This is a genomic window from Phaeodactylibacter luteus, assembly GCF_007993045.1.
GTDB classification, from domain to species: domain Bacteria; phylum Bacteroidota; class Bacteroidia; order Chitinophagales; family Saprospiraceae; genus Phaeodactylibacter; species Phaeodactylibacter luteus.
Genome location: NZ_VOOR01000026.1, coordinates 54,973 through 67,767, shown reverse-complemented (window position 1 = coordinate 67,767; position 12,795 = coordinate 54,973). Strand labels below are relative to the sequence as shown.

General features: G+C 56.0%; 6 protein-coding genes and 1 pseudogene. 3 read left to right on the top strand and 4 right to left on the bottom strand.

The window, feature by feature from the left end; genetic code table 11:
• Positions 1–2 precede the first annotated feature (2 nt).
• The 3 genes from FRY97_RS13075 to FRY97_RS13065 all read left to right on the top strand — a co-directional run bounded on the left by FRY97_RS13075 (position 3) and on the right by FRY97_RS13065 (position 3,379).
• Positions 3–452: an acyl-CoA thioesterase gene (locus FRY97_RS13075; protein WP_147167991.1), complete on the top strand. Its 450-nt coding sequence runs from the start codon at positions 3–5 to the stop codon at positions 450–452.
• Positions 437–1,567, top strand: coding sequence for a flavin-containing monooxygenase (locus tag FRY97_RS13070; RefSeq protein WP_147167990.1), 1,131 nt, complete (start codon positions 437–439; stop codon positions 1,565–1,567). Before FRY97_RS13075 ends, FRY97_RS13070 begins: the two co-directional genes overlap by 16 nt.
• 351 nt (positions 1,568–1,918) lie before the next feature.
• Entirely contained in the window at positions 1,919–3,379 is a 1,461-nt protein-coding gene (locus FRY97_RS13065; RefSeq protein ID WP_147167989.1) for a GWxTD domain-containing protein, read from the top strand.
• 345 nt (positions 3,380–3,724) lie between these two features.
• Here the strand turns inward: FRY97_RS13065 and FRY97_RS13060 are convergent, their stop codons facing one another.
• From FRY97_RS13060 to FRY97_RS23325, 4 genes and pseudogenes are all read right to left on the bottom strand, one after another.
• Complete coding sequence (locus FRY97_RS13060; protein WP_147167988.1) at positions 3,725–5,707, bottom strand: caspase family protein; 1,983 nt, start codon at positions 5,705–5,707, stop codon at positions 3,725–3,727.
• Positions 5,708–5,824: 117 nt separating this feature from the next.
• Complete coding sequence (gene fbp, locus FRY97_RS13055) at positions 5,825–6,838, bottom strand: class 1 fructose-bisphosphatase (protein WP_147167987.1); 1,014 nt, start codon at positions 6,836–6,838, stop codon at positions 5,825–5,827.
• 405 nt (positions 6,839–7,243) lie between these two features.
• The gene (locus FRY97_RS13050; protein ID WP_147167986.1) at positions 7,244–7,831 is read right to left on the bottom strand and encodes a hypothetical protein; all 588 of its coding nucleotides are present in this window, start codon (positions 7,829–7,831) and stop codon (positions 7,244–7,246) included.
• 3,298 nt (positions 7,832–11,129) lie between these two features.
• Positions 11,130–12,260 (bottom strand): annotated as a pseudogene (locus tag FRY97_RS23325) (HYR domain-containing protein); the annotation flags it as partial.
• Between the last annotated feature and the right edge of the window lie 535 nt (positions 12,261–12,795).

The window sequence follows — 12,795 nt, the reverse complement described above, 5'->3', positions numbered from 1 at the left end:
CAATGGAACACCCGCTTAGCTCAGCCGGAGCTTTCCCGGTACAAGCGCAGATCGAGGTGCAGTGGGGCGAGATGGACGCCGCGGGCCACGTCAACAACGTCGTTTACCTCAAGTGGTTTGAGCATGCCCGTGTGGCTTATCTCAGCCACTTGAGCTACCCGATAGTGCTAGAAGGCACCGGACTGCCGGGTGTCATCCTCGCCAAGCAAGACTGCAAGTACCTCTTCCCTGTGATCTATCCGGATACCATAGACTTGGGCATACAGGTGACCGAGCTTTCGGAAGACCGGTTCGCCATGCACTGCCGTATGTTCAGTCAGCGGCATCAGCGATTGGTAGCCATTGCCAATGCCGTCATGGTGACTTATGACTATCGGCAGGGCAGCAAAGCGCCCGTTCCCGGGCTGCTCAGGGAGGGCATACAAAGACTGGAGGGATGGGCAAAGCGGTAGGCACACTCATTGTGGGGGCTGGGCCTGCAGGGCTGGCCGTTGCGGCCAGGCTGAAGGCAGCGGGGCAGCCTTTCCACCTTATAGAACAGAGCCATGAGATCGCCCACCGGTGGCACCACCACTACGGCCGGCTGCACTTGCATACGGTGAAAACATACAGCCACCTCCCCTTCCGGCCTTTCCCAGACAGCTACCCCAAGTACGTGCCACGGGATATGCTCGTGGCCTATTATGAGTCCTACGCTGAAGAGCTCGGCCTTGTGCCAGAGTTCGGCACTGCCCTACAGCACATTGAGCCCATGCCTGGCGGATGGGCAGCATACTGCAGCGGGCATAAGGTATACCACGCCGCCCATTTGGTCTTGGCCACAGGGGTCAACCGCATCCCTTATACGCCTTGGTTCGAGGATCAGGAAGACTTCACCGGGCGTATCCTCCACAGCCGGGAATACCACACCCCAGCCCCATTTGCCGATGATGAAGTATTGGTAGTGGGCATGGGGAATACTGGCGCAGAAATTGCCCTCGATCTGGCCGAACACCACATCCCTGTGACCTTGGCAGTGCGCAGCCCTGTGAATATCGTACCCCGTGATTTCCTGGGCCGGGCTACGCAAGAGACCGCCCTGAAGCTCGCCCGCCTGCCAGATGCCATAGGCGATTGGATCGGCAACAAGGTGCAATGGCTGGCTTTCGGCGACCTAAGCCGGTACGGGCTGCCCAAAGCCAGTGTAGCCCCTGCCCGGCAACTGCGGGAGGCCGGCCGCACTCCTGTCATCGACCTCGGGACGGTGGCGGCAATCAAGGCTGGCAAAATCAAAGTGCGCCCTGGCATTACCGCTTTCACCCCCAATGCCGTGCTGTTCGAAGATGGGCAGGAGCAGCCCTTCACTGCCGTCATACTCGCCACAGGCTACCGTGCAGGGCTCGACCACTTCCTGCCAAATTACAAAAGCGGCCACCTTAATGCGGATGGGCTCCCCGACAGCTGCATCGGGCGAGGCCCCTGGAAAGGCCTTTATTTCCCAGGCTTCGACAACTATATGCCGGGGGGGCTACTGCTTTCGATATACCGGGACTCTGAAAAGATCGTACGCCAGATCACTTCTTGTTAGCTGCTTAACGAGCTGGCCATTGCCGTTTGCACAACCAAACTGCAGATTGGCAACGCCTGTGCAGCAATTGTGTGCAAAATCCGCTATCTTTAGTATAAGGCTATTTGAAGGAGGTTGCAGCCCTTTGCGCTTGCCTGGAGCAGTCTCGTTATGGAAAATGCCTGACTGCTGTGCAAGCATGGCCGGCAGGGCTCTGGCAAAGCCGCTGAATTTGAGCTTAGCGGGCTAAACAAAAATTTAGTGAGCAAATCAGGTTCATAATCGTTGTTTTGCAACAGGAACGAGCTCCGATCATGCGCTTGCCCCCTATATTCCGTTTTAAAGAAAATCCCTTAATGAAATCATACCTGTATGAAACATTGGATACTCACCCTTGCCGCCTGTACTTTTTTGGGCTTCCAGGCCAAAGCCATTGACGCCAGCGTCTCCTTTGCCGCATTTTTCAACCCCAAGGCGCAGCCTTACGTGGAGGTCTACCTGCACATCTCAGGGCAGACGGTCGCTTTCAAAGAGATGCCGGACAGCCTCTACCAGGCCAGTGTGGAAGTGGTCATCCTCTTTAAGCAGGGGGAAGAGATCGTCAAGTTTGACAAATACGCCCTGAACAGCCCCCTCACCCAGAACCGGATAGACTTCCTGGACCTCAAGCGCTTTGCGCTTCCGCAAGGGGAGTACCAGCTGGTCGTGGCGGTAAAGGACCTCAATGAGGAAGGCAACGCCAAAGAATACAGCACAGCTATACAAATCGCTTTCCCGGAAGAACAGGTGGGGCAATCGGGGCTGCAGCTCTTGGCCAGCTACGACCGGGCAGAAGAGGGCAACAATAGCCCATTTGTCAAAAACGGCCTGCTGATGGAGCCCCTGCCTTACAATTTTTACAGCCGGCACGCCAGCCGCCTGCTGTTCTACAATGAGATCTACCATACCGACAGCTTGGTTGGCGAAGATTTCCTCATCAGCTATGCCATAGAGCGGGTGGTTGACGGAGAGCCTAAGCCTGTTATGGCGGGGCACAAACGGCAGAAGCCGGCTGCAGTGGTCCCCCTGCTGATCGGTATGGATATTACGGAGCTGCCTTCCGGCAATTACACCCTTACGGTAGAAGCCCGCAACCGCAGCCGGGAGCTGCTGAGCCGGAAATCGGTCTTCTTCCAGCGCAGCAACCCTTTCCTGGAAGACAAGCCCCTCGATTTGGTAGAGGTCAACCTAGCTGAAGAGTTTGTACAGGCACTGGATGAAGAAGCCCTTGAGTACAGCTTGCGTGCCCTGACGCCCCGCATGCCGCAAGCGGATGTGGAGCCGGTCAATACCCTGATCAAAAAAGGAGACTTGGAGGGGCAGCGCCGCTATCTCTTCAGCTATTGGGCCAAACAATCGCCCAACAACCCTCAGTTTGCTTACGATAAGTACATGGAAGTCGCCCGCGCGGTAGACGGCCTCTACGACTCTGGGTTCCGCCATGGTTTTGAAACCGACCGCGGCTATTACTACCTCAAATATGGCCAGCCTGATGATACGGAAATGAGGGACACAGAGCCTTCTGCCCCACCCTACGAGGTCTGGACTTACTATGAGTTCCCTTCCACCAACCAGAACAATGTCAAATTCGTTTTCTACAACCCTTCCCTGGCGCCGGGCGATTTTGTGCTGCTGCACTCCACGGCTATAGGCGAGCGCAACAACCCGGGCTGGCTCAGAGAGCTCTACCGCAATGCCCCGGCCGGCGAGCGGATGGGCAATGACCCTTTCGGCGGTACAGATGTCATGGACAACTTCAACCGGAATGCAGACCGGGTCTTCAGGGATTATTGAGCGCGCAAGGGGAAAAGAGTGCTGTCCTTAACGCTTGCCTGGAGCGGTTTTGCCATAACAACCAAGGGCTTATGCCAGCCTGCTGGCCAGCAGGGTTCTGGCTAAGCCCTTGAATTGGCGTTTAGCGGGCTCAATGAAAAATAGTGGGTGATCCAGGTTCATCAAACATTGATCGGCAATAGGGACAAGCTGCAAGCAGGCCCTTGAACCGTGGTGTGCCCCTACATGGGCACCGGACTAGCGCTGCGGAGGGGTGGCAAGCCCGTCAGGGCCGAGCGAAAAGCGAGCCCCGAAGCATAGCGGCCCCGAGCCCTCAGGCGAGGGGAGGCCCCTCCCTATCGGGCATCAACGGGTGAAACTGACTTCATAGGCCATTGTACCGCCCATGCCATCGGGGATATAAAACAACAGCTTCATATGGTGGCGGTCGAGCTGCCGGATGAGGCCAGGGCTGCCGCCCCATATTGGCGAGTGCACGTAGATGTAATCCCCTTGTATGCGGTAAGTCTGTTGCTCATTGCCCTGAGGGGTACGGGAAAGGGCGGCCCCGTTGGCATAAAAAGTGTAGCCGTACTGCTCCCAGTTTAGAAAGTCGCCGGTGACATAGCTGTAAGGCTGGCCATTGATGAGGATATCCTCCAAGCTCCAGCTGCCGACCACCAGCGCTGTGTAGGACGAAGGCAAAGCCTCGGTGGGGCTGCCGCCCAGGCCCTGCGCTTCCTGTCCCGGCGGTGTATACGCTGCAGGAGGGTAAGCGGGGTCCTCTCCCGGCCAATAAATGCCGATGAGGGCCAGCACGATTATGGCCCCTATGCCCCACCCCATCATTTTAAGGATCAGCCGGCCAGTTTTAGCAGCATTAGCGCCATCAGCCCCCCTTGAAGAAGATGCGCGCGCCTGCTGTTGATTTTCCGGCTCCGGGCGGGCCTGCTGTTGCCCAAGCTTTTGGCGGCATACCCGGATCAGGTCTTCCAGTTTGGGGTCGTCGCCATGTCGGGCAGCTTCCTGAAAGTACTGCAAGGCCAGGCGGTGATTGCCCCTGCCCATTGCCTCCCTGCCCTTTTGGATGTGCTGTAAAAAAGCCAGCCCGTTGGCACACAGGTTGATCTGCTCTTCGATATAGCTATACGAGGGGGTGAAGCCATCCATATAGTACTGCAAGCTTTCCCGGTAACGGCCCCTTGCGGGCTCCAGCTGCTCTTGCTGGAAAAGCCCTTCCGCTTCATCAACCAGCTGTTGGAATTTTTGCTGAATCCCCTCCCGCTCAGCATCCTGCTGTGCCAGCTTTTCCAATACCTTTCGCCTTTCCTCCTGCTGTGCTTCCAAGCCCTGTAGCTGTTCCTCCGCCGCTTGCAGGTATTTGCCAGTACCTGCGTACTGCCGCAGGTAATTCCGGTAAGCCAGCTCATTGTGGTTCTGCCGGGCCCGGGCCCAGACCGCATCCTCGCGCAGCAGCAAGAGCTGCCGGGCAGCTTCAGCTGCATACTTTCCCTGCGGGTAAGTATTCAGGTACTGTTCGTACCCTTCTATGCCCCCCTGTTGGCTGATGCGCGCCCAGTAATCGGCCTCGCCCACCTTGAGGTGGAACATAAACTCCCCGCCACGGTCGGCAGAGTGCTGCAGCCTCCCGTCTACCGGTGCCTGCTTCGACTGTTTGCCGATATGGGCTTTGATGTGCTGAATGAGGGTGGTGGTATCGAGGGCGGGTGCTGTATTCTCGCGCAAGCGGGCGATCAGCAGGTGTGCAAAAGGGCTGTGGGTGCCAGGCGCACCGTCGGATACAGCTTCCAGCCTGCCGGAGCACAACACCCTGCGGGAAGGGAAGTGCTCGTCTACCTGTGCGCTACGGGTAGTGGTGAGCAGGGAGCCCGAAAAGCAGGAGTCCACGATCAATAAGATGTGGTGCCCGTCAAGCGCATTGATGCGCTTGAGGATATTGGCATTGGAGATGTAGGTCTCCTCGGCGTCACGGCCGCCATTGTAAGGCACCCAATAGCCTTCATCAAACTCGCGGTCGTAGTGGCCGTGCCCAGAGAAGTAAACGATGAGGCTATCGTTGGGGCCTACCCGCCGCTTCAGCTCTCGGATAGCCTGATAGATACCGCCCTCCGTGGCTTCCTCGTTGAAAAGCTTTAACACATCCGCTTCCTCAAACTGATAATGCCTGCAGAGGGCCTCGGCGAAAGTACGGGCGTCGCGCACTGCATTGTGCAGGCGGGGCCAGTGCAGGTAGTCGTCTATCCCAATGATCAGGAGGTGGTTGCGGCCCTGAGCAGGGCCGCCTTCCTGATAAGAAGAGGACAGTTCCATTCCGCGTTGAGGAGGCATATAGCAAAGGCATTTTGAGGAAAAGAGCCTGTACCGTACAGCAGTATAGCCAGTACCGTACCTCGGCTAACAGCCCATCAATATACAGGCATTCCGGCAACACCGCAAACCCGTGTGCTACCCGCCAAAGGTAGGGGCAGCACTGTAACGCTCTACAAAGGCCTTCATTTCATCTACCATGCCCGGCGAGCCAATAGCAATAGTAGCTCGTTGGTGCAAGTGGCTGACCGGGAGCTCCAGTATGCGCTCCAGCTGACAAGTGATGGCTTTGCCGCCAGCCTGCTCCACGATATAGGCCAGCGGGTTGCACTCATAAACGAGGCGGAGCTTGCCTTGCGGGTACTTGCGCGTATTGGGGTAAAGGAAAATACCGCCCTGGAAAAGAATGCGGTGGATGTCCGATACCATACTGCCGATATAGCGCAACCGCAGGTTGAGGTCTGAGCAGTGGTCGATATAACGGCGCATTTCCACATCAAACTTCAGGTAGTAGCCCTGATTGACAGAGTAGTAGTTGCCCCGGTCCGGGATCTGAATGTCGGTATGGCTCAGGCAAAACTCCCCGATCGTGGGGTCAAGCGTAAAACCGTTGACGCCCCGCCCTGTAGTGTACACAAGCAGGGTAGACGTACCATAGAGCACATAGCCTGCTGCCACTAAGTCGAGCCCCTTTTGCAGGAAGTCATCAAGCTGTACCGGGCCGTCTTCAGGGCTTTGCCGCCGGTATATGCCAAAAATAGTGCCCACGGATACGTTGACGTCGATATTGGAAGAGCCGTCGAGGGGGTCAAAGACAACGACGTATTTGGATGTTTTGGATGCTACCGACTGAATGGGGATGAAGTCTTCGAGCTCTTCGGAAGCAATGCCACAGCATTCCCCGCTGTTCTTCAGGCAGTCGATCAGCTTTTCGTTGGCGTAAAGATCGAGCTTCTGTACGGTGTCTCCTGTTGCATTTTCGGTCCGGGCTTCGCCCAAAATGCTGACCAGGCCGGCTTTATTGACCTCCCGGTTCACGATTTTGGCCGCCACCCCAATGTCTCTGAGCAGGCCCGTAAGCTCCCCACTGGCAAAGGGGAAATCTTTTTGGCGTCGGATGATGAATTCGTCCAGGGTCACTATACGGCTCATAATTCTTGGTTTATTTGGTGTGTTGGTGGTAAGGGATTCGTACACGCCCAAAGATAAGTGCAATGCCCACAAGGGCTAAACCTGTCTAGAAAAAAAAAGCCCCTGACCCGGAAATTATACTCTCCTCGGTCACGAGAGGTGAAATTTTGACGATTTTTTATTTTTGTGCCCTGCAAGGCAAAAAGCGCAGGCGTAGCCTACACGAAGCGTGGGGAAAAGGGGCCCCACGGTGAGGCCGGTGAGCATTTTTAACGCCGTAAGGCGCAAAAATAAAACGTCAAAAATCACTTTTTGTGCCCGAAGGGAGTATATCCAAGGAAAGGGGCTCAATAAGCAGCTCCTGCAAGCTGAAGCCAGGCTCCATGCCGCAACAGGCTGCTCCTCACAATCAATCTACAATGGGCATCATAACAGGATAATACCCAGCAGCCCGGGCATATCCGCTGCCGCAAAATGGCGTTGAGACAGGCGCAGCTGCATATCCTTCCGGCCCGGCTGTCCGTAGTGGAGCTTCTCCGCCCTGCCGACCACCTCTGTCCCATCCCTGATTTCGAACTTTTGGTGCGCAATGCCCAAAGGCACTACTTTGCCCAAAGCCCTTCCCTGGAATTCCACATCGTAATCACAAATGAACTTCCGCGATTTAAACATCATCTTCCCGATCAGCTTCTTGCCATGGAATGCTTTCACCCCCCGGTGCACTCTTTGGTATACCGCAGCCTCTCTACCGCTCGCATCCGTCAATACCCACCGCTTGATCTGCCGGGGCGCTCCCCCTCCCAGTTCTATCTCTCCGCCAAAGATGAACACTATCAGTGTCAGGAAAGCGCGGATGATCCAGGGTAAACGCTTCCAGGCTTTGTAAATGCCCGGGGTGGCATAGGCGCCTGTAATCTCCCAGAGCACCTTGCCGTGTTCATCTATGACAGCCAGCATAAGAGCGGCATCGTCATCTTTAGTGGCCTCGATCGAAAAGGCAGCGTGGTTTTCCATATCCCTGATTTGGGCGCACCCCAGATTGTCGCTTTTTTGGCTTGCTCCTGCACCATGTGATGGGGCCTGCCCCTTCCGCAAGGATAGGGGCCTGCCCCTGCCGCAAGGATGTGCCCGCGGGCAGGTGCCGCTATGCTGCGGGGCTCGCTATCCGCTCGGCCCCTCGCCCTACAGGCGTCGGGTCTGGCCTTCAGCCACCCCTTCGCAGCGCTAGGCCGATGCCAAGCTATAAAGCCCGAAAAGCATAAAAGACTGCGACGTTTTGGTTCACGCCTACTGATTTTGATAGCCTGGCCCTAGGGCACCAGAGCCAGGCTATGCTCAGATGTTATTGTTTGATGACTTTCCTGACGACTAGGCGGCCTTCAGGCGTGAACAGCTGTACCCAGTACACGCCGCTCGGCAGCTCCCGTAGGTCAAGGGCCATTTGTACTGCACCTGCAGGAATGCTTTCTGCCCAAAGCCGGGCCCCCGTCACATCTCGCAACAAGAGCTGGCTGAAAGCGCCTTGATCATCCCAGGCCAACTGTACCTCCTCGCTCGCCGGGTTCGGGAATAGCCGTACTTCGTTGCCGCTTTCCAATCGGCTTGCCCCTGTAACTGAGCCGCCGTTGAAAATGCCATCAAAACAGACAAGCCCATCGCTGCCGTACTCTTCCAGCGTGATTTGCAGGTCGTAATCGCCCGAAAAACCATAATTATGGGTTGCATTGACAGCAAAGTCTGGCCAGATGATATCGGTCTGACCATCGCCCCAATCAATTGCTACTTTGTAGCAGCCATTCAAATCAGTATGATTGACCGCAACCTGGCTCTCATTGCCATTTTGCACGATCTGGAACGCATTAAGGGCAGTGTCAAAAGCCTGCTCATCCTGACAGCAAATGCTGCGCAGGCAGACATCGTCCAAAGCTACGTAGGCTCCAGGCTGTACACCATCAGTCCGGGTAAAGAAAATGGCATTGATGCCTGAAGGTGGAAATGCAGGGTCGTTCGTATCCATCGTGTAGGTGTAGGCCTGGAAGTTATTGTCGCAGCTCGTCGTCAGCGGGTGCGCTACAATTTCCCAGCTGTCCGCAAACAGGTTGTCGTTAGTAGGCGTAACCCCATCAAGAAGGGGCGCTCCACCATTGATACCGCCATTGGCTACATAAATGCTCATAGAAGCGGGCCCGGGCGGCGTAAACAGACAGGCTATCTTAAAGGTTAGCTCGTATACGCCGGTATTGGGCATGATGGTGGCATTCAGCTCGTTGAGCACCCCTTCCCGGAAGGCATCTCCCCCTTGAATCCTTGACCAAAACCCAGCGAACTGCCCCTGAGAAAGGGGGAGCGGAGAGGCAAATGGCGGCAGTGCAACATCGCTGTACAAGTCGGCACTGCTGAAGCCGGCCCCGGCATTTCCCCATATACCGCCCCAATGCAGCGCGTTGGCTATATCCTCATCGCTGCCACTGGCCGTGCCCTGCTCAAAATCGCCATTCTGTACCAGGTTGCCCTCGCAGAAGGGGGCTGTGCACTCCTCCTTGGAGCCGCACTGCATCAATACAAAATCCTCAGACTGCACACAGGTGGTTGCCCCATCCGTACAGGTCACCTCAAAGGTGAACGGCCCGTCTAAAATGGGGTCAACGGTGAGCTGTGCCCCCGTCTCGCCCGCAATAGGCACACCATTATCATACCATTGATAAGTGCAGCTAAAGCCTGGGATCGGGAAGCGGACAATGCCTTCCAAATTGACGGTGTCGCAATTGCAACGGAAGCAAGGCCCTGCCACAAGCACCTCCATAGGAGGGTCTTTCACCACTACGGGCGACTTCACCCGTTGCGGGCAGCAGCTGCTTTCTACCACAGCGTAGTAATAGCCACTAACGATACCGTCTGCAGGGGTGTACGTAAAGTTTGCAGGGCTGCCCAACTGATTGGAGGAGCCAATCGGGTTGCCATCCCGGTACCACGTAATGGCATAGTCACAGCCATCTCCTGGCTGGAAAGAAGGCTGAAAATCGACTTGCAGTTCCACTGTTGTGGGCGCACAAACTGTAAAGTAATCTGCGGAAAAGCTATTGACCACGAGGGGGTCTATGATATCCAGCATGAGCTCTACCTCATCTTCCGGACATATCCCATTCTGTTTGATAACCTTGATCCAAGTATCCTCATAAAGGCGGTTGGTATAGTAAACCGGGCTACGGTCACCATTTGTAGTGATAGGCGCATAGGCCGTAGTAGCGGTGCGTTTGTGCCAAGTCCACCTTTCGGGCTCCCCGGCACAGGCCGGCTCATAGGCCAATACTGCATCTTCGCCATAGCAGAGGGGGTTAGTATCCGGTGGCAACAGAGCGAGGGCCCCATCGGGCGCATCTTCATTGTACAAACGGATGGTAGCGCTGCATTCCTGATCGCCACAGACACTGGAAATCACAGCCCGGTAGGTGAAATCTACAAAGCAGGCTGTACTGCCAGCGGGCAAACTGATCGGGCCTGGCTGATAGGTAGGCCCGGTCTCGCCCGGTATCGGCCCGTTGTTGTCGTACCATTGGATGGTATACGCACAATCCGTCGGAGGGAGACTGGCCGTCAGGAGGGAAGGCGTTATCGGCGTACCGGTGTAGCAGAATTCATCCCCAGGAAGGGTACACCCTACCCCTTCACAGAGGCTAATGACTACAGGCGCTGTGCGCAAAGTGGTACAGGCTCCCGCTGCGGGCCCCATGTCTACCTCTGCATATACACAGACATCGGTATCGTGATACTGCGGCAGCAAGGTCAGGTCTGAGCAGCTGTTCGTGACCAAGATAGGTGGGGTGCCAAAGGGCACTGCCGGGCAAGGCGCATCCGCTACATACCAACGCACTTGCTGTACGTCGTACAGGCTGCTGCAGCCGCCTAAGGGCACTTGCACAGCCCCTCCTGTTTTGCATACTTCGTCGGGGTCAATAAATATTTGCTTGCAACAGGGCACCGCAGTATTTAGCGGGAAAGTACACTCAGACACTTCGCCGCTATCGCAAACGCAGCTGACCACTACCTGCAGGGATACCACTTGTGGCACAGGCGGCCCGGCTATGTCGACCAATGCCGTGACCGTAAAGTTGGGGTAGGTGCCCGTTATGGTGACGCTGCCGCTGTTGATGATGACAGCAGGGTTGCCGCTTAACAGATCTATGGTACAATTTCCTGCGCCGGCATTGTTCAGCACATTGACCTGGGCCGTAAACAGGTACTGATTGTCTACATCCGTACATTCCAATATTTGTCCTCCTGCCTCTGCACAGCTGCAATCTACTTGTACAGGGAAAGAGCAGGCTGTCTCATTGCCTGCCATATCCGTTGCGGTATAGGTGACCGTAGTGGTGCCACAGGGGAAGAAGCCCCCGCTTTGGTGAGAAGATGAGATGGATGCCATTGGGCAGTTATCGCCAAATACGGGCTGCCCGAAACTGGCCACAGCCCCACCATCGCAAGCAGGCACCGTCACTACAGGCGGAGGCGCAGGGCAGGTAATGGTTGGCGGCTCGTTGTCCTCCACAGTGATGATGTACGTGCAGGTGCCAAGGTTCCCCTTATCGTCCTCTGTTGCACAATTAACGGTGGTCACTCCTTTGTTCAGGGCAGTGACTGGCGCAATGGGCGTTGTAGTAGCCCCGGTCAGGAAGCAGCTGACGGTCAGCTCCTCATCACAGTCATCTGTAGCTGTCAGTGGCGGAAAGGTATAGCTGGCGAAGCACGCTCCGGGGTCCGTAGGCAGGGTGATATCAGCTGGGCAATTGATGACCGGGGGCGTATCGTCGCCAGCTACTGTCACGGTTTGTTGGACGGTGGCCGTACATCCGGAGGCATCCGTAACGGCCAGGCAAAGCACATTGGGCCCTACAGGCAGGTTGGAAAGGGCAACCGTTGCACCGGTGGCGTCTATGGTGCCATCGCAAAGGAAGTCCCACTCATATAGATAGGGGCCAGTACCCGTTGCACTGCCAGCGAGCTGCAGCCCGCAACAGTCGGAAGACCAGGTGAAGTCAGCGGTACAGTTGGAGCATTCCACAGTTTCCGCCTGCTCACAAATGACATTGCCATTCACATCTTTCCACAGGTAGTTGAGCGTGGCCGCACTAGCCCCTGACAGGCAGAACCCTACTGCACCCGCGAGCGCCCCGGCTGGCAGTGCTGTAGTAGCGCTGCTGCGGATATTGATCTCCCGCCCGCTTGAGGCAAGGGAGGCAATAAGGCCCGGAACTGCAGAGACGTTCACAAAGGTAGCAGAAGAACCTCCGCCTATCCTTACACAGAGCTCATATACTGGCGCAGGCGAATTGTTCTGGTACTGTAAGCTATAGCAACAATTGCCAGAGGTATCCGCCAATTGCTGTGCTGTCAGCAGGAGGCTATCACATTCGACATCCCCGCCATTGCCAATAGCACAGGGCATCCTTTCCACAAAATAATCGCCAGATACCTGTGTGCCCGGCACAAAACTGTAGCTTGGCGTGATGGCCGTGGCCAGGAAGTCTTGTGGGAAAGGGGTAGGCGAAACCACTTGTGCGGCTAGCGGTTCTGTGCAGCCAGTATTGTAGATCAGCTCCCCATAACGGCTTGCACGGATAGTCAGCTCATCAAAACGGCGAGAATTGAAAGGGAATGGTGTGCCCCCAAATTCATTGACCCAGCAGGAGCCTGTCACGTTGATCTCGTCCAACAGTTGTGACAGATGCAGGTCAGTAGGCGCTGAGCCTTCGCTAAAAGCGACCTTTTTGCCCCACAGCTGATTGCCGAATTCGTCCAATGCCATAAGGAAGGTCTGTTGTGTCTCAGGGTTACCGCTCACCCCCAATGGGTCGGCAAAATCACAGACACCGGTCAGTATGAGCTCGCCCGAACTATTGAGCTCCATATCCACAACCTGCTCGCCTAGGCCTGGCAAATTGTACAGGTAGGCAGAGGCCTGAGGAATCCCCTGCTGCCCT

Coding starts and splice junctions, on each gene's coding strand:
- FRY97_RS13075 (WP_147167991.1), top strand. CDS start 3: ATGGAACACCCGCTTAGCTCAGCCGGAGCTTTCCCGGTACAAGCGCAG.
- FRY97_RS13070 (WP_147167990.1), top strand. CDS start 437: ATGGGCAAAGCGGTAGGCACACTCATTGTGGGGGCTGGGCCTGCAGGG.
- FRY97_RS13065 (WP_147167989.1), top strand. CDS start 1,919: ATGAAACATTGGATACTCACCCTTGCCGCCTGTACTTTTTTGGGCTTC.
- FRY97_RS13060 (WP_147167988.1), bottom strand. CDS start 5,707: ATGCCTCCTCAACGCGGAATGGAACTGTCCTCTTCTTATCAGGAAGGC.
- fbp (WP_147167987.1), bottom strand. CDS start 6,838: ATGAGCCGTATAGTGACCCTGGACGAATTCATCATCCGACGCCAAAAA.
- FRY97_RS13050 (WP_147167986.1), bottom strand. CDS start 7,831: ATGGAAAACCACGCTGCCTTTTCGATCGAGGCCACTAAAGATGACGAT.